Here is a 21,566-nt window from a genome sequence, read left to right as displayed (position 1 = left end):
TGCTCGGTGCGAGGTGCCGTGCCGAGTGCCGCGCAGTAGGCGGGGGGTTACCGCATACGACCTAACCAGGACGCTATGACCGGGGTGTTTCCGAGCGGTCATCTCGTTGTTACGCCGTCGAAACGGCTCCCGCACACCTCCCGTGGGCCGGTGAGAGAAGTCGCCCGAACGGGTGCGGAGGCCTGCCGGGTGGGGTCGGTACTGTTCCTGTCTACGAACACCGACGAGGGGGTCCTGGTGGAGCAGCAGGAGACGGCGCCGCGGCACAAGAACCGGCGCTGGGCGTGGCGGGCGGGGATCGCCGCCGTGCTGCTCGCTTGGCTCGTGCTGGGCTCGCTCGGCGGCCCGACGGTCGGCCGGCTGAGCGAGGTCCAGGAGAACGACAACGCCAACTTCCTGCCCAAACAGGCCGAGTCCACCCTGGTCGCCAACGAGTCGGCCAAGTTCATCGACTCCAAGGCCCTGCCGTACTTCGTCCTGATCGTGCGGGACAGCGGGATCACCCCGGCCGACCTGCAGAAGGCGAACGAGTTCGTCGCCACCGTGCCGACGCTCGACCTCGGAAACGGCAAGACCATCGGGGACTACCTGGCGGCGCCAGTCGGCAAGGTGATCCCGTCGGAGGACAAGAAGGCGCTGCTGATCACCGTCGAACTGGACGGCGACCGCGCCGACGAGGTGGTCAAGGAAGGCGAGACCGTGCTGTTCGCGGTCGCCGACCAGATGCGCCAGGAGATCAAACAGACGCTGACCCCGACGGGGCTGCAGGTGTACGTCACCGGCCCCGGTGGCGTCTTCGCGGACTTCGTGGTGGCCTTCGGCGGGATCGACGGCATTCTGCTCGGCGTCGCACTGGCGGTCGTGTTCGTGATCCTGCTGATCGTCTATCGCAGTCCCGTGCTGCCGATCGCCGTGCTGCTGACTGCCGTCTTCGGCCTGGCGCTGGCCGCCCTGGTGGTCTATCCCCTGGCGAAGAACGACCTGATCGAGCTGAACGGCCAGAGTCAGGGCATCCTCTTCATCCTGGTCGTCGGCGCCGCGACGGACTACTCCCTGCTCCTCGTCTCGCGGTACAAGGAAGAACTGCACGACTTCGAGAGCAAGTACGACGCGATGCGGGTCGCCTGGCGGGCCTCGGTCGAGCCGATCGCCGCTAGCGCCGCCACCGTCATCCTCGGCCTGCTCTGCCTGCTGCTCGCCCAACTCGGCAGCACCAAGGGCCTCGGACCGGTCGGCGCCATCGGCATCGCCGGCGCGCTGGTGTCGTCGATGACCTTCCTGCCCGCTGTCCTGCTGGCCTTCGGCCGGCGGATCTTCTGGCCGGCCATCCCGCGTCTCGACCACGTGCACGCCAAGGACCAGGTCGGTGGCCGCAAGCTGTGGGGCCGCATCTCCGGTCTGGTCGGCCGCAGCCCGCGGAAGGTGTGGGCGATCACCGCCCTGGCGCTGCTCGCCTGTGGCGCCTTCCTGCCGACGTTCAAGGCGGAAGGCATCTCCCAGGAGGAGCTCTTCCTCAACGAGGTCGAGTCGGTCACCGGGCAGGAGGTACTGGCTCAGCACTTCGACGCGGGCGCCGGCACGCCCGTGCAGATCCTCACCCCGGTGGACCAGGCCGATCAGGTCGTTCAGACCGCTTTGAAGGTCGACGGTGTCGCGACGGCTTCGGCCTCACCCGCGCCTGGAGTGCCGCCGAAGGTGGTCGAGGGCAAGGTCCTGGTGCAGGCGACGCTGAAGGTCGCGGCCGACTCCCCCGAGGCCACCAAGGTGGTCGAGCACCTGCGTACCGAGCTGGACACGGTCAGCCCGGACATCCTGGTCGGAGGCAACACCGCGATCAACCTTGACGTCCTGGACGCGAGCAAGCGGGATCTCCGGGTCATCATCCCGACCATCCTCGCCGTCATCTTCGTGGTGCTGATGCTGCTGCTCCGCTCGGTCGTCGCGGCCGTGCTGCTGGTGATCTGCAACGTGCTGTCGTTCGGCGCCACCGTCGGGGTCAGCGCGCTGGCGTTCAACCACATCTTCGACTTCCCGGGCGCGGATCCGTCCATCCCGCTCTACGCGTTCGTCTTCCTGGTTGCCCTGGGCATCGACTATTCGATCTTCCTGATGACCCGGGTGCGGGAGGAGTCGATCGAGCAGGGCACCAAGCGCGGCGTACTGATCGGACTCGCCGTCACCGGTGGCGTGATCACCTCGGCCGGCGTCGTCCTGGCGGCCACGTTCTCGGCGCTCGCGGTGCTGCCGATCCTGTTCCTGGTACAGATCGCCTTCATGGTGGCCTTCGGCGTGCTGCTCGACACGACCGTCGTCCGGTCGCTGCTGGTGCCCTCCCTGTCCTATGACATCGGCCGCAAGGTCTGGTGGCCGAGCAAGCTCTCCCGAGCGAAGGAGTGAGATGGAGACCTTCGAGGCAGTGATCCAGGACGCCAACGGAGGCGGCGCGTACGTCGAGGTGCCGGCCGAGGTGCTCGGCGCGCTCGGAGGCGGCGGGCGGATCCCGGTCCAGGCAACCTTCGACGGGATCGCTTACCGCGGGTCGATCGCGTCGATGGGCGGGTGCATGGCACTCGGCGTGCTCAAACAAATCCGCTCGGACCTGGGCAAGCGTCCCGGCGACCCGGTAGTCGTAACAGTCACCCGAGACGACGCCGAGCGTACGGTCGAAGTACCGGACGACCTGGCCGCCGCTCTCGCCGCTGCCGGTGCACGAGAGGCCTTCGACAAACTCAGCTTCAGCCACCGCCGAGAACACGTGAACGCCATCAACGAAGCCAAGAAGCCCGAAACCCGCGCCCGCCGAATCACCAAAGCCATCGAGATGCTCAAGCCCAGCTAACGCCTCGGCAGGAAATGTTGAGGTCCTTGAGGGGGCGGCGACCGCCCCGGCCACACCCGCCCAAGACAACGCGATCGGCTCTAAGACCGGCTGACCCGATGAACTCCTGCCGTTGCCTGGCGCGGCGGCGCCGCGCTAGAACAGTCCCGGTCGCCGCAGCCGTACAGTCCGATCCACTGATCCTTGCTATTGGTCGGTGAGTGGACGGGGGGCACCGGTGGGGTCCGCGAGTGGGTGGGTTCCGGTGTGGTCGACGCGGAATTTGAAGCCGTGCTTGGTGGTCCATTCCAGTGCACCGTCGTCCAGGCGGTGTACCCGCCAACCGCCGTGGGTCTTGACCCGGTGGCTGTAGCGCCGCAGCGGGGTGAGGTTGTCGGTGCTGGTCTGCCGTGGCGGCCCGGTCGCGCCGAAGTCGAACGGCGCGATGTGGTCCAGATCGATGCTGTCGGTGGTCTCGGCGGCGCCGAACACGAACTGCTCGACCGGGTGGGTGAGCTTGACCCGCTCCCGGATCCGGCGCGGGATCTCGTACGCGTCGACGCCGACCTTGCCGTTCAGATCGATGACCGGCTTGACGACGATCTGGTCATGGCCGAGCAACTCCTCCAGCCGGGCCGCGAACACGGGACCGAAGCGCTCGACCCGCGCGACCCCACCGCCGGCCAGCAGCGTCTCGTCGGTGATATGCACGTAGAGCGTCGTCCGGGCAGGCTTGCGCCCAGCGACCCCGCGACTCTGGCTGCTGTAGGCACTCTCCTTGATCGCCGCCAGCTTCCTCGCGACCTCCCGGCGTCCAGCACCGTCCATCCCTGGACCGTCGCCTGGCGGTGATTCAGGGGCCTCCGCGCAGGGGTCGTGCGCTGGCCCTGGATCAGGCAGACCAGCCGAACAGGACAGGCGGTCGTAGACCGGGTCGCTGGGGTGTGGTGGTTCCCGGTCGGCCTCATCGTGCTCGCCAGGCTCGTCGCCAACGAACCATCCCGCCGCCCTAGCCTCTCCACCACTGGCTGGGCTTCCCTGCCCGCGGCCAGGACTCTGCTCCCCGACGCGACTCATGCGCTCGGCATGCCCGGCGGCCTCCACGGTGTTCCCAGCGCGCGACGCCGGCTGGTCTGTGGAATCCGCGGCGTCGGCCAACGGCACAGGTCCGCCGGTGCCATCCGCAACCCCGTCGGCCAACGGCACAGGTCCGCCGGTTCGATCTGCGTCCTCGCCGGTCAGCGGCACACGCCGGTCGGCGGAATCCACGGCCTCGTCGGTCAGCGGCGCACGCCGGCCGGTGGGAGGGGCGGCGTGGTCGGTGGTGGGTTGCGCGGGGGTCGCCGCCGCGGGACCGGCGCTGGGGTCGGCTGGAGCGGCCTGTGGTGACGCGGCTGCGGTCGCCCCGGGCGCTGCGGGCGTGGCGGTCTGGGGCGTGGCGGTCTGGGGCGTGGCGGCCTGGGGCGTGGCGGCCTGCGGAGTGGTGGTGGTTGGGGTGAGGTGGTGGGCGACGGTGAGGAGCTCGTTGGTCAGGGCCGGGTCGGCGATGATCCCGATCGCCTTGGCCTTGCGCAGCGGCAAGGTGTCGGTATCGCCGAGTTGCGCGAGCGCATCGGCGATCTGGCGAATGGTCGCCTTGAAATGGATCACGTCGCCGGTGGCCGCCCGGACATACAAGGTGGTGGTGCCGTGATCGTCGGCGCGACCCGCCCACACACCGCGCTCCTTGGCTCTGGCCTCGGCCGCAGCCCGCGCCGCGTCCGGGTCGGCCTGCTGAACAGCCGCCTTCACGATCCTGTCCAACCGCACCGGCGTCACGGTATCGATAATCCCCGCGACCCGACGGTCGACAATCTCGGCCGCCTCCACCGACAGCGCCAAACACGCCGTCGCGACAGTGCGCGCCTTCCACGGCTCACCATGACCGCCCTTGACCTGAGCCCAGATCCGCGGCAGCCGATGACGCAACGCGAGCGACTGACCGATGAAAACCGCCGCCGAACCCGCCGAGCGACCGATCACCGCCCCGAACTCGGCGACCGCGAACTCCGCGACACCAGGACAGCCCACACCCCCATACACGACACCGCGCTCGCCACCGGCCAACGAAACATGGCCGGGGATCGTCGCAGGGTCGGGATGCAGGTCGGCGAAATGCTGCGCAAGCTCGATCAGCCGCACCTCGGCCCGCGTACGCAGCCCATGCAGCTCGGCGGCCGAGGTCAGCGTCTCGGTCGCACCCAACTCAGCCACATCCCTATCGAACATGCGTTCGACTCTACTCTGGGACATCGTCGTTCGCAAATCGCTCCTTCCTCGTTTCGCCTTATCCACAAGGGGAAAGTCGAGCCGGCCGAGCGCTGTCAAGCCACGTAAGTTATAGGAGAAGGCATGGACAAGGTCGCGCTTGGGACAGCCGCAGCTCTTCCCGGGGCTGCCGAGGCTCGGCGCGTGACAGCAATGGGACGGAGGAAAAGTGGATGAGGAAAGTGCTCACTGGGCGGGCGGTTCGGGGGTGCAGGATGGTGTTCACCGGCGTGGAAACACCGCCCCGAGATCGCCGGCAAGCTGTTCTACCGGTTCCGGGACCTCACGGTCACAACCCCAACGCCTCTTGATAGGGCACCAGTCAAGCCGGTCAGGTTCGTTTGGCGGCCAGGGCTGCGAGTTCGGTGCGGTTGGCGACGCCGAGCTTGGCGTAGATGTGGGCAAGGTGCGTCTTCACCGTGCCCCGGCTCATGAACAACCGGGCCCCGATCTCCGGGTTGTTCAGACCTTCCACGGCGGCGGCGACCACGTCTCGTTCAGTCGGGGTCAGGCTCGCCCAGCCGGTCGAGGGACGGCCGCGCGCACCACGTGTACGGCGTGCGTAGGCGACGGCTTCGTCCAGGTCGAGTTGGGCTATCCGCTCGGCGTCCTTCGGGCGGTTCGTCTGCTCGGCCAGGAGTGTGAGGGCGTCGAGGCTGTCCTGCCAGTAGAGGCGCAGGTCGTGGTCTACCCGCAAGGAGAGGGACTCGTGCAGGAGATCGGCTGCCTTGTCGGGGTCCTCATCGAGAGCCAGGTAACCCTGCTGCTCCAAGGCATCCGCCAGGATCCGCGGCAGCTTGTAGCGGCGGGCCAACCACCACTGCGCGATCCAGCGCTTCAGCAGCTTCGTCGAGCCGGCCCGCCTGGCGCAGGGCGGTGCCGAGCGCGGGCAACGTGACCGCCGGGATGTAGGTGTCGGCGACCGGCCCCTCCGTCGGGACGTCACGGCGCAGCCAGTCGATCGCCTTCTCGTATTCGCCGTTCCAGCGGTACAGGTCGCCCATCACCTTGCCGAGGCTGGGAACCCAGGTGCCGGCGTTCTCGATCAGCCGCAGGAACGGATGCATCAGCTCCAGCGCCGCGTCGAGCTCGCCAGACCGGCCGAGGAGTTGCGCAACCTGGCCACGAGCCATTCCGACCCGGTGGAGATCCCCGAGCGGCTCTGCGATCGCGAGCGCCTTCCGGGCGGTCTCGACAGCCAGCGGCAGCTCCCCGGTCGAGGCCAGGCTGTCGGACAGCAGCGTCACCATGGCGGTCGCGATCCCGCGCTCACCCCGCGCGATCAGGCCGTCCGACACGGTCTCCAGCAACGGACGAGCCTCGTCGTGCCGATCCCAAAGCACGAGCAGCAGACATTCCACGCCGAGGTTGGCGTCCCTGGCCACCTCGTCGCCGATCGACTCCGCCAGCGACCGGCCTTCCTCGCAGCGATCCCAGGCGGCCTGGAAGTCGAGGTAGTAATTGCGCACCGCAACCATCGCGAGACACCGAGCGCGCAGCCTGTCATCACCCAGCTCGGTCGCGAGCTCCAGACCCCGCTCGGCAGCGTCACACCCGAAGGGCGCGGCCGTGTCCGCGACCGTCGCGTAGCCGTAGAGCAAGCGGGCCTGGAGCAACGACCTGTCGTCGGGACTGCTCTCGATCGCCCGACGCAGACACGCGATGCCCTCCTGTCCGGTCCCCTGCAGATTCCACAACCACGGAAGGGCTGCCGCCAGCCGACGGCCCTTGGCCGTTTCCGCACCGGACAGCCCGTGGTCGAGGGCCGCGCGGAAGTTCTCGCGCTCCGGCTCGATCACCGCCCGCCAGGCGTCGCGGTTCTTGTCCAGCTCCGGCGCGGCCTCCTCGGCCACGCGCAGGAAGTAGTCGAGGTGCCGATCGCGGAGACCATCGAGTTCACCCGCCAGCCGCATTGCGGCGTACTCGCGGATCGTTTCGACCAACCGGTACCGCGCGTCCGCCGCCACCACGAGCGACTTGTCCACCAGCCGCCCGATCACTTCCCGCAGTTCGGTGGGTCCGTAGACAGCGGAGGCGGCCTCGAGGGTGAACCCGCCGACGAACACGGCCAGACTGCGGAACACCTCACGCTCTTCGATATCGAGGAGGTCGTAGCTCCAGTCGATCGACGATGCCAGCGTCTGTTGCCGTGCGGCCACACCCCGCGTACTGCGAACCAGCAGGCCGAAGCGGTCGTCCAGGCCGGCCTCGATCTGCTGCGGGGTGAGCGTCCGGAGCCAGGCGGTTGCCAGTTCCAGCGCCAGCGGGATCCCGTCCAGCCGCGCGCAGATCGTCCTGATCGCCTGCTCGGCTTGCTCGTCAGTGGTGAAGCCCGGCCCGGCTCGCTCGACGAACAGGGAGACAGCCTCGCTCGCAGTCAGCGAGGGAACTCGCCAGACCACCTCACCGGCAACGTCCAGCGGCTCCCGGCTCGTGGTCAGCACGGTGATCTCCGGGCAGGCGACCTGCACGGTGACCACGAACTCGGCCACGCCGTCGAGCAGGTGTTCGCAGTTGTCGAAGCAGAGCAGGGCTTTCCGGTTGCTCAGCTGACTCGCGATCAACGGCCCGCTGCGCGCGGACGATTCGGCCAGCACCCCGATAGCCGAAGCCACCAGCTCAGGTACCTGCCCACCGTCAGTGACCGGCGCGAGGTCGATCCACCAGACTCCGTCCGGCCACCGATCCGCCAGCTCAGCGGCAATTTGCGCCGCCAACCGAGTCTTCCCGCTGCCTCCAGCACCGGTCAGCGTCACCAGGCGGTGCCCCATCACCTGCGCCCGCAGTGCCCCGAGCTCCGCCTGTCGCCCGACAAAACTCGTGAACATCACCGGCAGGTTGTTCGGCACGCCGTCCAGCGAACGCAACGCCTCACCCGCCGGTCCCTGTACGGCGAACACCCGCTCCGCAGGGCCCAGGTCCCTCAACCGATGAAGCCCCAGATCCACGAACAACGCGCCCACGGAATCCGGGTCCACCGTACCGGTAGTAGCTGAAGCGATTTCGGCGGTGAGGGCGGAGAGGAGGAGCTGTCCCGGGTTGGCGATCTCGTTCAGGCGTTGGGCGTGGCGGACGACGTGGCGCTCAGTGATCCCTGTGGAAACGGCGATCCGGACCAATTGCCCGGCTGGCAGATCCACGGCGGCTGCACGGAAATGCCGCGCTGCGGCAACGGCTTCGGCCGGATCCTCGAACACAACCATCGGCCGCGCCGCGTCCCGCAGGACGGACCGGCCGCCGGCGACCGCGAGTGACTCTGCGACCAGTTGCTCCAGCCGTTCCAACGCCGGAGCGATCGGCGGGCCGCTGTCCGGCGCGTACGACACCACCACAGCAGTCACAGTCGCCCCACCCATGGACCGAGTCTGCCAGCCCGCCCGGCCACTGCACTCCTACCCGCGCCCGGGAAGCGCACCCGCACAAGTGTTGTCCGCGCGCGACTTGTGTCGACTCGCCTGTGCCATGGGAGTTGGCTAGGGTCCGAAAGCGGGGGTCGAGGAAGTGAGGAGCCAATGGCACAAACCACATCCACAGACCAAGCCGATCGGTTCAACCTGCCGACCAAGAACCTGCCCGCGCCCCAGGTGAGGGATCTACCCGAACCACCGACCCAGACCTGGAAGATCGTCGGACCCGGCATGGTCGGCGCCGGCGTCGGGCTGGCGTCGGGCGAGTTCATCCTCTGGCCGTACATCTCGTCCCAGGTGGGACTCGTGTTCCTCTGGGGCGCCGTCGTCGGGGTGTTCGTCCAGTGGTTCCTGAACATGGAGATCGAGCGGTACACGCTGGCAACTGGTGAGACAGCGTTGACCGGCTTCAACCGGTTCGGGAAGCACTGGGGCCTGTTCTTCGCGATCATGACGTACTTCGCAAACCTCTGGCCCGGCTGGGCGACCTCGTCCGCGGCGATGCTGACCTACCTGTTCGGCGCGGGTGATCCGCGCTGGATCGCGATCGGCATCCTGGTCGTGATCGGGTTGATCCTGACCCTGGCACCGGTCGTCTACGTGATGCTCGAGCGGCTGATCTTCGTCAAGATCCTGGCCGTCGCGCTGCTGGTGATCCTGGCGCTGATCTTCGCGATCCGCGGCAAGACCTACGGCGCGCTCGGCGACGCCGTCACCCACCCGGAGTTCCCGGTCGAGACGCTGGGCTTCGCGCTGATGATGGGCGCGATCGCGTACGCCGGGGCCGGCGGCGGGCAGAACCTCTGCCAGAGCAACTGGATCCGCGACAAGGGGTTCGGCATGGGCGCGCACGTGCCCCGGCTGACCTCCCCGGTCACCGGTGAGCCGGAGGCGGACCCGACCGCGAACGGCTACACCTTCCCGCCCGACGAGCAGAACCTGGCCCGCTGGCGGCGCTGGTGGAAGTTCGCCAACGTCGAGCAGTTGATGACGTTCGTGCTGATCACCGTGGTGACGATCGTGTTCACCTCGATGCTGGCGCACGCCACCTTGTTCGGGAATCCCGCGGTGGAGAACAAGATCAGCTTCCTGAAGATCGAGGGCACCACGCTGCAGACCCTGGTGGGCGACTGGTTCGGCTACCTGTTCTGGGCCATCGGCGCGTTCGCCCTGTTCGCGGCGGCAGCCGGCATCGTCGACTACACGTCCCGGCTGGCCTCGGACATGATCAAGTCCCGCTACCTGCGCACGTCCACGATCAGCGAGTCCAAGCTGTACTTCGGCCTGGTCTGGGGACTCGTTGCCTTCGGCATCATCGTGCTGCTGGCCGGACTGGACCAGCCGCTCGTCCTGCTGGTCATCTCGGCGTGCACCGCGGGCACCATGATGTTCGTCTACTCGGGCCTGCTCTGGTGGATGAACTCCCGCGCGCTGCCGCGGGCGATCCGGATCACCCGGGTCCGCGCGGCGGTCATGCTGTTCTCGTTCCTGGCCTTCGGCTTCCTGGCCGTCTTCACCATCATCGACCAGGTCAAGAAGCTCTGACACCGAGAGGCTCTGAGACTGAGAAGCCTTGAGACGAGTCCGCCGAGCACAGCGTCGTCGTGTGCTCGGCGGACCCGTTCCCCAGTGGGTCGCCTACTCGTGGTCGTAGGGCTGGGGGGCGCCGTTGACGGTGGTGAAGAGGGAGTAGAGGGAGGTCGTCGCAGTGAGGAAGAGGCGGTTGCGCTTGGCGCCGCCGAAGCAGAGGTTGGAGACGGTCTCGGGGACTAGCAGCTTGCCGAGTAGGCCGCCGTCCGGGTGGTAGATGTGCACGCCGTCGCCGGCCGCACCCCAGATCCGGCCCTCGGAGTCCAGCCGGATCCCGTCGAAGACGCCGTTACCGCACTCAGCGAACAACTTGCCGCCTCTGAGCCCTGACTCCGTCACGGTGAAGACGCGGATGGTCGCCTCCTCGGTGTCGGTGATGTAGAGCAGGCTGCCGTCGTTGGAGAACGCGAGCCCGTTCGGCCGGTTGAAGTCGTCCGCCACCTTGCTGAGCACACCGTCCGGGGTGATCCGGTAGACGTGGCACCCCTGCGTCTCGATCTCGCCCTTGTGACCCTCGTAGTCGCTGTCGATCCCGTACGCCGGGTCCGTGAACCACACCGTCCCGTCGGCCTGGACGACGACGTCGTTCGGGCTGTTCAGCCGGTGGCCCTCGAAGTTGTCCGCGAGCACGCTGACCCGGCCGTTGTGCTCGGTCCGGGTGACCCTCCGGTTGCCGTGCTCGCAGCTGACCAGGCGGCCCTGCTGGTCCAGCGTGTGCCCGTTCGTGTTGCCGGCCGGCTCCCGGTAGGCCGAGACCTGGTACGACGTCTCGTCCCAGCGCAGGATCCGGTCGTTCGGGATGTCGCTCCAAAGCAGGTACCGCCCGGCCGGGGAGTACACCGGACCCTCGAGCCAGCGGCCCCCCGTCCACAACCGCTCGAACTGTGCGTCCCCACGGATCCCGCTGAACCGATCGTCCAGCTTCTGGAACTCGGCGGGCACGGTTCCGGCCAACGGCTCGAGCAGGGTCATGCGGGCTCCTCACGATCGATCGCGCACGGGTGACTGCGTTGTCACCCGTGATCGTACGGCTGCGGAGCCCCATCCGTCGTGAGCAGCCAGGAGTAGACCGACGTCGTCGCGGTGACGAACAGGCGATTCCGCTTGGGGCCGCCGAAGCACAAGTTCGACACCACATCCGGGAAGAGCAGCTTGCCGATCAAGGTGCCGTCAGGATCGAAGCAGTGCACGCCCTCGTGGGTCGCCGCCCAGACCCGCCCGACAGCGTCCAGCCGGATCCCGTCGAACATCCCCGCCTCGCAGAGCGCGAACACCTCACCTCCGGCGAGGCGCCCGTCGTCCTTCACGTCGAACCGGCGGATGTGCCGCGCCGGGGTGTCGACGACGTACAACCGCGTCTCGTCGAGGGAGAAGGCGAGGCCGTTAGGGCGGATGAAGTCGTCGGCCACGACGGTCAGTTCGCCGTCCGGGGAGAGCCGGTAGACGTGGCAGCCCGCGATCTCCTGCTCGGCCGCGTGGCCCTCGTAGTTCGAGGTGATGCCGTACGGCGGGTCGGTGAACCAGACCGAGCCGTCCCGCCGGACCATGACGTCGTTCGGGCTGTTCAACCGCTTCCCGTCGAGGTGTGAGGCCAGCACGGTGATCGACCCGTCCACCTCGGTCCGAGTGACCCGGCGGTTGCCCTGCTCGCAACTGACCAGCCGGCCGGACGCGTCGAGGGTGTTCCCGTTCGTGTACCCGGCGGGCTGGCGGAACATCGAGACCGCGCCCGACACCTCGTCCCAGCGGAGCATCCGGTCGTTCGGGATGTCGCTGAAGAGGAGGCACCGCCAGGCCGGCGAGTAGACGGGCCCCTCAAGCCAGCGGCCGCCGTCGTACAGGCGCTCCACGTACTCGTCGCCGCGGGCGACGGCGCCGAACCGCTCGTCCAGGGTGACCAGGTCGGCGCGGAGCCGGGTGGGTGGTTCAGCCACAGTGATAGTCATGATTTCCTCACTTATCCGAATCTGATCCTGCTATTGTTCTACGACACAGGATCAGATTCAGCAAGAGGCATAGATGACTGTAGATCAGATAGACCGCGAGCTGCTCGCGCGTTTGCAAGAGGACGCGACCCAGTCGTACGCCGCGCTCGGCGAGGCCGTCGGGTTGTCCGCCGGGGCGGCCCACGAGCGGGTCCGCAAGCTCAAGGCGGCCGGGGTGATCCGCCGAACCACAGCTGAGGTAGATCCGGCCGCACTCGGCGCCGGAGTACTGGCCTATGTCCTGCTCGACGCGGAGAGCTGGATGGGCGACGAGCCGACCGCCGACGCGCTGCGGGCGATCCCGGCCGTCGAGGAGGCTCACGTCATCGCCGGCCCGGCGTCGATCCTGGTCAAGGTCCGCACCATCAGCACGGAACAACTCCAGGCGACTCTGCGCGCTCTCCACCAGGTGGACGGGGTGACCAGTACTCAGACAGTCGTCGTGCTGGAGTCCTTCTTCGAACGGCCACCCGCGGTGATGTGATCAACACCCTGTCACTCCTGAAGCCCGCTTGACCCTAGACTCAGGCGTTGCCGAAGGGAGTTCAGCTGTGTCTGACAGCAAGCGCATCAGCAAGGTCCTGGTCGCGAACCGGGGCGAGATCGCCGTCCGGGTGGTCCGCGCCGCCGCCGACGCGGGTCTGGGCAGTGTCGCGGTGTACGCGGAGCCTGATCGCGACGCTCTGTTCGTCCGGCTGGCCGACGAGGCGTACTCGCTGGACGGCGCGACCCCGGCGGACTCCTACCTGAACATCGCCAAGATCCTGGACGTCGCGGCCCGCTCCGGCGCGGACGCGGTCCACCCGGGCTACGGCTTCCTGGCCGAGAACGCCCAGTTCGCCCAGGCCGTGATCGACGCCGGCCTGATCTGGATCGGCCCGCCGCCGAGCGCCATCGACTCCCTTGGCGACAAGGTGAAGGCGCGCCACATCGCCGAGAAGGTCGGCGCCCCGCAGGTCCCCGGTACGCCGAACCCGGTGGCCGACGCCGCCGAGGTGGTCGCCTTCGCCACCGAGTACGGGCTGCCGATCGCGATCAAGGCGGCGTACGGCGGCGGCGGTCGCGGCATGAAGGTCGCGCGCACGATGGAAGAGGTGCCGGAGCTGTTCGAGTCCGCGACCCGCGAGGCGATCAGCGCCTTCGGCCGCGGCGAGTGCTTCGTCGAGCGCTACCTGGACAAGCCGCGGCACGTCGAGACGCAGTGCCTGGCCGATGCCCACGGCAACGTCGTGGTGATCTCCACCCGGGACTGCTCGCTGCAGCGCCGCTACCAGAAGCTGGTCGAGGAGGCGCCCGCGCCGTTCATCTCGCCCGAGCAGCTCGAGACGCTCTACACCTCGTCCAAGGCGATCCTGCGCGAGGCCGGGTACGTCGGCGCCGGGACGTGTGAGTTCCTGATCGGCCAGGACGGCCTGATCTCCTTCCTCGAGGTGAACACGCGACTGCAGGTCGAGCACCCGGTCAGCGAAGAGGTCACCGGCATCGACCTGGTCCGGGAGATGTTCCGGATCGCCGACGGCGAGGAGCTCGGCTACGACGACCCGGAGATCTCCGGACACTCGATCGAGTTCCGGATCAACGCGGAGGACCCGGGCCGCGGCTTCCTGCCCGCACCTGGCACGTTGACCAAGTGGCACGCGCCGTCCGGGCCGGGCATCCGGCTCGACGGCGGCTACGACCAGGGCGAGACCGTGCCGGGTTCCTTCGACTCGCTGGTGGCCAAGCTGATCGTGTCCGGCCGCGACCGCACCCAGGCACTCGAGCGGTCCCGCCGCGCGCTGAAGGAGTTCGTCGTCGAGGGTATGCCCAGCGCCATACCGTTCCACGCTGCCGTGGTATCCGACCCCGCCTTCGTCGGCGAGGACGGTTTCAAGGTGCACACCCGCTGGATCGAGACCGAGTTCGACAACCAGATCCCGCCGTACGACGGCGTGCCCGAGCCCGGCGAGGAGCCCGGCGAGCGCGAGAAGGTCACCGTCGAGGTCGGCGGCAAGCGACTCGAGGTCGTCCTGCCGGCCGGACTCGGCGCGTCCGCGGTCGCCACCGGCAACGGCGCGAAGAAGAAGCCGGGCCGGCGGGCGAGCGGCGGCGGCAAGGGCGCGGCCGCCTCGGGCGACTCGCTGACCTCGCCGATGCAGGGCACCATCGTCAAGATCGCCGTCGAGGAGGGCGCGACCGTTGCCGAGGGCGACCTCATCGTCGTCCTCGAGGCGATGAAGATGGAACAGCCGCTGAACGCCCACAAGGCCGGCACCATCACGGGCCTGTCCGCAGAGGTCGGCGCGACGGTCGCCGCCGGCGCGGCCATCTGCGAGATCAAGGACTGATTTACAGGGGTTTCTCAGGGTTTGGTTGTAGCTTTCCCCGAGGATCGCCCCGCGGTGAGGAGAACTCCGGATGTCCAAGAAGACCCATCAGCATCAGTTGGCCCAGCGGAAGGCCCAACGGATGGCCGAGCGGGAGGCCGAGCGCGCCCGCCAGCGGAAGATGCTGACGATCACCATCACGGCGATCGTGGCGGTGGTCGTGGTGATCGCCGGTGTCTTCGTGATCGCCGCCAACACAGGGGACGACACGCCGGCCGCCGGTGACACTCCGAGCAGCAGCCCGAGCGCGGCCTCGCCCGGTCCGGAGAACAAGCCGAAGTCGATCCCGACCGCGCTCGCGGCGCCGAACAAGCGCCCGACCCCGCTGGCGGCCGAGGTCGACTGCACCTTCACGAAGTCCGCGGAACCCGCCAGCAAGCAGGTCAACCCGCCGCCGAACGGTAAGACCAAGACCAGCGGCACGTCGCCGGTCGCGCTGAACACCTCGGTCGGGGACGTGCGCCTCACCCTGGACAGCAGTCTGGCGCCGTGCGCGGTGAAGAGCTTCCTCAGCCTCGTCGGGCAGAAGTACTTCGACAACACCACCTGCCACCGGCTCACCGTCGAAGGCCTCCAGGTGCTGCAGTGCGGCGACCCGTCCGGCACCGGCAGCGGCGGCCCCGGCTACAGCTTCAAGGATGAGGTCTTCCCCGAGCTGAAGTACGGCCGCGGCGTGCTGGCGATGGCGAACTCCGGCCCCAACACGAACGGCTCCCAGTTCTTCATCGTGTACGGCGACGCGGCCGGCCTGAGCCCGGCGTACACGGTCTTCGGGACGGTCGACGCGACCAGCCTGAAGGTGATCGACAAGGTGGCCAACGCGGGCGTCGTCCCGGAGCCGGGCGGAACCCCGACCGACGGCAAGCCCTTCCTCGAGGTCAAGATCAAGTCCGCCACCGCGGCCAGCTAGCAAGCAGACCAACGCCCCGCCTGCCGGTACTGGCAGGCGGGGCGTTCGGTTTGGCAAGGTCTGGCCGGCCGGGCATCCGGACCGGCCGGCCAGACAGATCAGGCGAGTTCGTCGTAGCGGCTGCGCGGCCAGGCGAGCAACGCGTCGATCTGGATCATGCCGGACTGCTCGAGCAGCGTGACCGGGCCTTCGGCGAAGTGGAACAGGCCGGTGGCCGGATCGCGGACCTCGCGCCAGGCGCGGTCGGAGTACGCCTGCATGGTCGCCTTGTAGCTGCGGTCGTGCGAGACCGAGTCGAGGATCAGCAGGTTCTTGAAGTAGATCGAGTTGAACCGGGTCGGCTGCTTCCAGAGCCGGTCGTCGGTGTTGTAGAAGGCCAGCGACGCCGTCGCGAGTGCCTTGGCGTCGTTGAGGTACTTCTTGTCGTGGGTTGCCTTGTACAACAAGGTGCCGGCGCCGAGCATGACGCCCTGGTTGTAGCTCCACTGCGTCTTCTCGACCGTCCCGGCCAGGTCGATGTGGTCCCAGTACAGGCCGTTCGGGGCGAGCATGCACTGCTGCGCCCAGGCGTACATCCGCTTCGCCCAGGTCAGGTACGACTGGTCCTTCGTCAGCAGGTACAGGTGCGCGCCGAGTTCTGCGCCAGGCCCGTTCGACACCGTGTTGCGGTCCTGGCTCCACGGCGCCTGGGTCCAGTAGACGCCACCTGCGCACGGGTGGGCCGGGTCGGTGTCCCAGCCGTGCACGACGAGCGCGAAGATCTCCTTCGCCCGGGCCAGCGACGAGCGGTCACCAGTCCGCTGGTAGTGCTGGATCAGGTTCAGGCCGATCCACTCGTTGTCGTCGTAGAACTTGTCGCCACCTTGGCCGAGCGGCGGCCGCACGTACGAGTCGTAGCCCTTGGGCGTGGTCGTCGCGTTCCAGTAGGGCTCGTAGCCGTTGAGCCGGTGCTCGGCCTCGGCGGACCACTTGCTCCCAATGCCCGGGATCCCCGCCAGGTTCTCGGCGGCCACCACGGCCTGCGAGTACGGCCAGACGTAGGAGTACGGGTTCTGCTGGGTGTTCGGGTACTCCTCCAGCAGCAGGCCCTGGCTGGTGGCGAAGTACGTGTCCAGCGCCTGGTACGACGCGACGGCCCGTGCGGCCGGGTTCACGGTCGGGGCTGACTCTGCGGCCTCGGCGGCCGGGACGTGCAGTGCGGCGAGCATCCCGGCGGCGAGCAATCCGCCGGTGATTTTCCGAGTTGATATACCAAATTTTCTGGCCATCGACCTGCTCCTCCTGGGGCGGCAGCGGTTGACATCGATGTCAGTTTCTAACCGTCGCAGGGATTCCGCGTCAATGGCTCGCGGTCAGCCGATTTCCGGTTGTCTTGATATATCAACTGTCGCCGGCTGCGGTGGGACGAAGGTGAACCAGGCCGAGCGGAGCCCGAGTTTCGACCGGACCTGGTCGCCCGTGAACACCCGCTTGCCGCTCGAGCCGACCGCTTCGACCGACACCACGCGACCTCCCGTGGGACCGACACCGGTCCGCTTCGTCACTCGCAAACTGCGCAGGGTCCCGACCCCGAAGGCCGCCTGCAACTGCGCACTGGTCCTGCTCACCGACCAACTGGCGTACGGATTCCTGTTGCCCGGGTAGGCGTCCCAGCCGTCCACCTTCATCACCTGGTACGCCGGCGTCCCCGCCGCGGTGGCTCCGCCGTTCGACGAGGAGAACTCCGCGATGATCGGGTTTCCCTTGTAGAGGCGGATCTGGCCGGCCGTGGCGGCGATCGCCGTGTTGGTTGCGGTCTGCTCCGAGTTGGAGCCGCCGTAGACCTGGCACGAGGTGGTGTCACACAGGTCGTAGATCCGCGCCGTGCTGCGTTTGCGGTAGTACACCGAATAGGTGCGCGCGGCAACCGACTGCGCCTGCAGCGCCGCAGGTTTCCAGCTCACCAGGGCTTCCCGTGGAACCACGCCGCGCAAGTAGCTCTCCAGCGGCAGCACGTTGATCGTGTCCAGGTGCGCACCGGCGACATCCCCGGACCGGAGGGCGCCGCGGTACCTGACGACAGACCCGCTCGGCAGGATCAGCGAGATCGTCGTCGGTCCTTCGAACTGCGCCATCCCCGCGAGGGTCTTCCAGAGGGTCCATGCCTTCGTTCCGGCGTTGTACGACCGCACCCGGGACCCGTGCTCGCCGTACGGGTCGATCGACCACTGGTTCCGGGTGGATGCCGTGGGCAACGTGGTGACCTGGCCCGCCTTGAGGTCACGGATCCGCAGCTGGTTCGCCGCGGCGACCCGGACCCCGTCAGTGGTGTCCGCGGTGATCCGAATCCGGATACCACCCGTCGCCTTCCCCACCGTCGTACCGGGGTAGTAGAAGTCGAGGATCGTTTTGGCCGAGCGTCCGGCGATCGCCGCGCCCTGAGCGCCGTACTGCGACATGCCGCGTCCGTGACCGTAGCCGCGTCCGGTGATGGTGGTGTTCGCCTGCTGGTCAACGGGCAGCAGCACCTCGCGTGCCTCGGCCGTTGCGCTGAGCAACGTCGAGGCCAGGACCACGGCGACCATCGCGCGCTTCACGAGAGCGCCTTGTACTGGACGTAAACCTTGCGGTCGGCGGTGTGCCAGACCATCGACCCGCCCTGGAAATCCTGCCGCTTGCCGCCCTGGACGCTGTACATCTCGGTGGTCGGCAGCCCAAGCCGGCTGTCCCCCAGCTTCCGGAAGAGGGTCCGGAACGATCCCATCACCGAATGGGGGCCGGTGGCAACGGACCAATGGATGTCCCGGACGCCGAAGTAGGTCGCCCGTCCGGTCCTGGTCGCATGCTCGCCCCAGACCGGCTGACCGACCACCGGGAACCCGCCGAGCCGGAGGGCGAAGCGGTAGATCTCGGTGGCGACGCTCTTGCCCATCAGGATATGTGTCCGCTGCCGCAGCCAGGGCAGCGCGGCGTACAGGTTCTTGCCCGGGCAGGCGGTCGCCGTGGTGTCGCGATGGCCCGAGATGCTGAGCAACTTGGTGCCGGCCAGGACGAGGGTGGTGCGCGGCGAGCGATAGTTGGCGTCCATCTTCCAGGCGATGATCCTCGCCGTCATCTCCAGCGCCGCGGTCGACGGCACGGCCGTCTCGTAGTTGCCGATCATGGAGACGCCGAACGAGTTCGCGTTGTACCCCCCGGTGTGCGCGCCGAGCACCGGCAGGTGCATCCCGCCGTACCGGCCCTCGAAGGCGCGGCCGAACCGGTCGACCAGGAAGTTGTAGCCGAGGTCGCACCAGCCGCGGCTCTTCACGTGGTACGCGTACATGCCGCGGACCATCGCCGGGACCTGGGTGCGGGTGTAGTCGTTCCGGTCGACCGTGTGGTGCACGAAGGCCGCCTGCACGGTACTGGTGTACTTCGGCTTCGCACAGGCCGCGCCGTTGTAAGCGCGCAACCGCTCGTCGGCACCCCAGCCGCGGCGGGTGACGATAGGCGGCATCGCGTACGGCGCGGCACTGACCGCCAGGGGAACTGCCTGCGCGGTGGCCGGCGGCTCCGCGTCGGTGGCGAGAGTGCCCGGCTGGATCAGGGCGACCTTGGCGTCGCGGATCGTCCTACCGTCTGTCGTTGTCAGGCTGACCTGTACGCCGTTCGCGTCGCCGACCCAGTACGGCTCGGTGCCCGATCGCTCGACACCTTCCGGGGCGGACGGGTCGGGCGCGTGGTCGTCTTCCACCGGGAGGCGTTCCCAGGCGGACCATCGGCCGTTGCGCTGGACACGGACTTTCACCTCGACGTGCTGGGAGTCCGCCCGGCTCGGCCAAGTCACGCCGACAAGGCTGAACGGCTTCGTCCGCGAAACCGCCGCGCTCGCGTACGCCGTACCGGGGCCCTGCCGCAGCGCACCGGGGCTCTGTCGCAGCACTCCGGAGCTCGGTCGCAGCGGGAATTCTTCGTAGCTCGGCCCGAGTTGTGCACTCTGCGTCGCGACTGGTTGCGCTGAGCCCGGCTGGAGGGCCGGCGCGGGCGCGAGCAGGGCGAGGCCCGTCACCCCGGTCAGGGCCAGTCGGGGCAGGGCCAGTCGCGGAAGGGCCAGCCGGTGAAGGAACGGTGCCAGTCGGGGAAGATGGCTCATGGGTCAGCCTTCCGGCCAGGGCATCACTGATGTGGTCCCAGACCTTGCGGGGACAGCAGTAATCGATTATGTGCACGGCGTGACTCGAAACCCGGGCATTGTCGTCACCCTGCGTGGCGTGCGACCCGGCGGCTAGAATTACTGCTGAAATCGCAGTGACTCGAATGCAGGGACCCGAAGCGCAGTACCGAGTGGGGTGAGGCGGGATGACCAACCGGTTCCGGCTGGAGGACCTGTCCTGCCCGCTGTCCACGACCGTGCAGCACGTCGGAGAGTGGTGGACGCTGCTCATCCTGCACGATGCCTTCGACGGATTCACCCGCTTCGACGAGTTCCAGCGCAACCTGAAGATCTCGTCGAGCATGCTGACGACGCGGCTCAGAACCCTGGTGGACGACGGATTGCTGGAGCGCCGGCAGTACCAGGACAAGCCGCCGCGGTACGAATACGTGCTGACCGAGCTCGGGCGGTCGCTGCGGCCGGTGATCATCACCCTGGCCGCGTGGGGCAACGAGCGGCTCGCCCCCGAGGACCGGACGATGATCCTCGTCGACAGCGAGACCGGCAAGGAGGTCGAGCCGGTCGTCGTCGACCAGGCGACCGGCCGACGAATCGACGGACCGGACTTCGTCTTCACCTCCGGACCCGCGGCGAGCCCGGCGATGCGGAAACGGTACGCGGGCGTACGGCGAACCGCGTGATCGCGTCGCGGGGTCGCCGAGGGTTCTTCCTGCGCTCGAGGCTGCGATCGCGCTGATTTTCAGGAGATTCTCAGGAGATTTCGGTCGGTTTCCGGATCCCGGTACGCTCGACGCAACACTCGTCGAGGAAGGCGCGTCATGGAAATCATCCTGTTGATCGCGGTTGTCGTGATCGCCGTACTGGCTTACCGCTCGTACCGGCGCACGCAGCTGCAGACCAAGAAGAGGGACGAGATCAGCTCGGCCGAGCTCGAATCGGTCAAGCGCACCGCGGACGAGGACATCACCAAGTTCGGCGAGGAGTTGCAGGACCTCGACCTGGACATGGTCGGCAAGGACCTCGGCGACGGCGCCCGGCAGGACTACCAGCGCGCCCTCGACTCCTACGAGGCGGCCAAGGAAGCGGTCGGCAAGGTCACCGAGGCCGAGCAGATCAAGCACGTGATCGAGATCCTGGAGGACGGCCGCTACGCGATGGCGTGCGTCCGCGCCCGGGTCAACGACGAGCCCCTGCCGCAGCGGCGCCCGTCCTGCTTCTTCAACCCGCAGCACGGCCCGTCCGTGGTGGACGTGATGTGGTCTCCCCCGGGCGGCGCGCCCCGCGAAGTACCGGCCTGTGCCGCTGACGCCGAGCGCATCCGCGCCGGCGCCGAGCCGGACGTCCGCAAGGTCATGGTCGGCCCGCAGCGCGTCCCGTACTGGGAGGCCGGCCCGGCCTACTCCCCTTACGCACAAGGCATGTTCGGCGCCCTCGGTGGCGTGATGACCGGCATGTTCCTGGGCACCATGCTCGGTGGCATGTTCGCGGGCGGCGGCTACGGCGACTACGCGGCCGGCTACGACGGCGGTGGTGACGGCGGCGGCGATGGTGGAGGTGACGGCGGCGGCGACGGTGGCGACGGCGGCGGCTTCGACATGGGCGACAGCGGCGGCGGCGACTCCGGCGGCTGGGACTTCGGCGGCGGCGACTTCGGCGGCGACTTCTAACCCACACCCAACAACAGCCGGTGGCGGACCCCATGGTCCACACCGGCTGCTTGTTTTCTGAGTACTGCGACCCTCACGCGCTCCTCCGTCGCCGCTCAGCGAATGCCGGGTGATCGCAGTGGGGCGAGTTATCACCAGCCGGGCCCGGGCAATTGCCAGGCCGCAGTCAGCTGATCAGGCTAACCGGGTCGCCTCAGAAGAAGTCCCCATCGAGCCGCCGCACGGGTGCGCCTGTACCGAGCGACAGGAAGACCTCGCTCGCGGGGCAACCCCCACGCGCAACGAGGGTGTTCAGGCGCACGGACAACGCAGGACTTCCTAATGGGTGTTATCGGGTCGGTCGCTGGCAGACTCGGTGCCTGTAGCCGCTGGTAAGTGAGC

At 68.2% G+C, this 21,566-nt stretch carries 16 protein-coding genes; 8 read left to right on the top strand and 8 right to left on the bottom strand.

The window, feature by feature from the left end:
• Positions 1-150 precede the first annotated feature (150 nt).
• Together ACFPJ1_RS16180 and ACFPJ1_RS16175 are read left to right on the top strand one after the other, a co-directional pair.
• The gene (locus tag ACFPJ1_RS16180) at positions 151-2,397 is read left to right on the top strand and encodes an MMPL family transporter (protein ID WP_380104593.1); all 2,247 of its coding nucleotides are present in this window, start codon (positions 151-153) and stop codon (positions 2,395-2,397) included.
• A 1-nt stretch (position 2,398) separates the two neighbouring features.
• Positions 2,399-2,839, top strand: a complete 441-nt coding sequence (locus tag ACFPJ1_RS16175) for a YdeI/OmpD-associated family protein (RefSeq protein ID WP_380104591.1) — start codon at positions 2,399-2,401, stop codon at positions 2,837-2,839.
• A gap of 186 nt (positions 2,840-3,025) precedes the next feature.
• Here the strand turns inward: ACFPJ1_RS16175 and ACFPJ1_RS16170 are convergent, their stop codons facing one another.
• From ACFPJ1_RS16170 to ACFPJ1_RS16160, 3 genes are all read right to left on the bottom strand, one after another.
• Positions 3,026-5,086, bottom strand: coding sequence for a hypothetical protein (locus tag ACFPJ1_RS16170; protein WP_380104589.1), 2,061 nt, complete (start codon positions 5,084-5,086; stop codon positions 3,026-3,028).
• A gap of 370 nt (positions 5,087-5,456) precedes the next feature.
• A complete protein-coding gene (locus tag ACFPJ1_RS16165) occupies positions 5,457-5,897 on the bottom strand; it encodes a helix-turn-helix transcriptional regulator (RefSeq protein WP_380104587.1) in 441 nt (146 codons plus the stop codon).
• Complete coding sequence (locus tag ACFPJ1_RS16160) at positions 5,866-8,481, bottom strand: ATP-binding protein (protein ID WP_380104585.1); 2,616 nt, start codon at positions 8,479-8,481, stop codon at positions 5,866-5,868. Before ACFPJ1_RS16160 ends, ACFPJ1_RS16165 begins: the two co-directional genes overlap by 32 nt.
• Before the next feature lie 156 nt (positions 8,482-8,637).
• On the opposite strand from ACFPJ1_RS16160, the gene ACFPJ1_RS16155 reads away from it, so the two are divergent.
• Positions 8,638-10,077, top strand: a complete 1,440-nt coding sequence (locus ACFPJ1_RS16155; RefSeq protein ID WP_380104583.1) for an Nramp family divalent metal transporter — start codon at positions 8,638-8,640, stop codon at positions 10,075-10,077.
• Positions 10,078-10,170: 93 nt separating this feature from the next.
• On the opposite strand, the gene ACFPJ1_RS16150 is transcribed toward ACFPJ1_RS16155, so the two are convergent.
• Together ACFPJ1_RS16150 and ACFPJ1_RS16145 are read right to left on the bottom strand one after the other, a co-directional pair.
• A complete protein-coding gene (locus tag ACFPJ1_RS16150; RefSeq protein WP_380104581.1) occupies positions 10,171-11,094 on the bottom strand; it encodes an SMP-30/gluconolactonase/LRE family protein in 924 nt (307 codons plus the stop codon).
• A 41-nt stretch (positions 11,095-11,135) separates the two neighbouring features.
• On the bottom strand, positions 11,136-12,068 hold the full coding sequence (locus ACFPJ1_RS16145; protein WP_380104579.1) for an SMP-30/gluconolactonase/LRE family protein: 933 nt from the start codon (positions 12,066-12,068) through the stop codon (positions 11,136-11,138).
• 73 nt (positions 12,069-12,141) lie between these two features.
• Here ACFPJ1_RS16145 and ACFPJ1_RS16140 point away from each other — a divergent pair, with 73 nt between their 5' ends.
• From ACFPJ1_RS16140 to ACFPJ1_RS16130, 3 genes are all read left to right on the top strand, one after another.
• Positions 12,142-12,591 (top strand): Lrp/AsnC family transcriptional regulator, encoded by a 450-nt coding sequence (locus ACFPJ1_RS16140; RefSeq protein WP_380104577.1) that lies wholly within the window; start codon positions 12,142-12,144, stop codon positions 12,589-12,591.
• A gap of 67 nt (positions 12,592-12,658) precedes the next feature.
• Entirely contained in the window at positions 12,659-14,434 is a 1,776-nt protein-coding gene (locus ACFPJ1_RS16135; protein WP_380104575.1) for an acetyl/propionyl/methylcrotonyl-CoA carboxylase subunit alpha, read from the top strand.
• A gap of 70 nt (positions 14,435-14,504) precedes the next feature.
• Positions 14,505-15,383, top strand: a complete 879-nt coding sequence (locus ACFPJ1_RS16130) for a peptidylprolyl isomerase (RefSeq protein ID WP_380104573.1) — start codon at positions 14,505-14,507, stop codon at positions 15,381-15,383.
• A gap of 98 nt (positions 15,384-15,481) precedes the next feature.
• Here ACFPJ1_RS16130 and ACFPJ1_RS16125 read toward each other — a convergent pair whose 3' ends face one another.
• From ACFPJ1_RS16125 to ACFPJ1_RS16115, 3 genes are all read right to left on the bottom strand, one after another.
• Positions 15,482-16,651: a glycoside hydrolase family 76 protein gene (locus tag ACFPJ1_RS16125; protein WP_380104571.1), complete on the bottom strand. Its 1,170-nt coding sequence runs from the start codon at positions 16,649-16,651 to the stop codon at positions 15,482-15,484.
• Between the two features lie 84 nt (positions 16,652-16,735).
• Positions 16,736-17,959: a SpoIID/LytB domain-containing protein gene (locus ACFPJ1_RS16120; RefSeq protein WP_380104569.1), complete on the bottom strand. Its 1,224-nt coding sequence runs from the start codon at positions 17,957-17,959 to the stop codon at positions 16,736-16,738.
• On the bottom strand, positions 17,956-19,497 hold the full coding sequence (locus ACFPJ1_RS16115; RefSeq protein WP_380104566.1) for an N-acetylmuramoyl-L-alanine amidase: 1,542 nt from the start codon (positions 19,495-19,497) through the stop codon (positions 17,956-17,958). Before ACFPJ1_RS16115 ends, ACFPJ1_RS16120 begins: the two co-directional genes overlap by 4 nt.
• 206 nt (positions 19,498-19,703) lie before the next feature.
• Between ACFPJ1_RS16115 and ACFPJ1_RS16110 the strand changes: the two genes are divergently transcribed.
• The gene (locus ACFPJ1_RS16110; RefSeq protein ID WP_380104564.1) at positions 19,704-20,198 is read left to right on the top strand and encodes a winged helix-turn-helix transcriptional regulator; all 495 of its coding nucleotides are present in this window, start codon (positions 19,704-19,706) and stop codon (positions 20,196-20,198) included.
• 138 nt (positions 20,199-20,336) lie between these two features.
• Positions 20,337-21,185 (top strand): hypothetical protein, encoded by an 849-nt coding sequence (locus ACFPJ1_RS16105; protein ID WP_380104562.1) that lies wholly within the window; start codon positions 20,337-20,339, stop codon positions 21,183-21,185.
• Positions 21,186-21,566 lie beyond the last annotated feature (381 nt).

The organism is Kribbella qitaiheensis, assembly GCF_042657745.1.
Taxonomy (GTDB): Bacteria; Actinomycetota; Actinomycetes; order Propionibacteriales; family Kribbellaceae; genus Kribbella; species Kribbella qitaiheensis.
Note: the sequence above shows the minus strand (reverse complement) of the source record. Positions and strands in the feature narration are given on the sequence as shown.

Bases quoted from the DNA above. Each gene is read 5' to 3' on its own strand.
- ACFPJ1_RS16150 (WP_380104581.1), bottom strand. From the start codon at position 11,094: ATGACCCTGCTCGAGCCGTTGGCCGGAACCGTGCCCGCCGAGTTCCAG.
- ACFPJ1_RS16105 (WP_380104562.1), top strand. From the start codon at position 20,337: ATGGAAATCATCCTGTTGATCGCGGTTGTCGTGATCGCCGTACTGGCT.
- ACFPJ1_RS16145 (WP_380104579.1), bottom strand. From the start codon at position 12,068: ATGACTATCACTGTGGCTGAACCACCCACCCGGCTCCGCGCCGACCTG.
- ACFPJ1_RS16160 (WP_380104585.1), bottom strand. From the start codon at position 8,481: ATGGGTGGGGCGACTGTGACTGCTGTGGTGGTGTCGTACGCGCCGGAC.
- ACFPJ1_RS16140 (WP_380104577.1), top strand. From the start codon at position 12,142: ATGACTGTAGATCAGATAGACCGCGAGCTGCTCGCGCGTTTGCAAGAG.
- ACFPJ1_RS16130 (WP_380104573.1), top strand. From the start codon at position 14,505: ATGTCCAAGAAGACCCATCAGCATCAGTTGGCCCAGCGGAAGGCCCAA.
- ACFPJ1_RS16125 (WP_380104571.1), bottom strand. From the start codon at position 16,651: ATGGCCAGAAAATTTGGTATATCAACTCGGAAAATCACCGGCGGATTG.
- ACFPJ1_RS16110 (WP_380104564.1), top strand. From the start codon at position 19,704: ATGACCAACCGGTTCCGGCTGGAGGACCTGTCCTGCCCGCTGTCCACG.
- ACFPJ1_RS16155 (WP_380104583.1), top strand. From the start codon at position 8,638: ATGGCACAAACCACATCCACAGACCAAGCCGATCGGTTCAACCTGCCG.
- ACFPJ1_RS16115 (WP_380104566.1), bottom strand. From the start codon at position 19,497: ATGAGCCATCTTCCCCGACTGGCACCGTTCCTTCACCGGCTGGCCCTT.
- ACFPJ1_RS16170 (WP_380104589.1), bottom strand. From the start codon at position 5,086: ATGTTCGATAGGGATGTGGCTGAGTTGGGTGCGACCGAGACGCTGACC.
- ACFPJ1_RS16175 (WP_380104591.1), top strand. From the start codon at position 2,399: ATGGAGACCTTCGAGGCAGTGATCCAGGACGCCAACGGAGGCGGCGCG.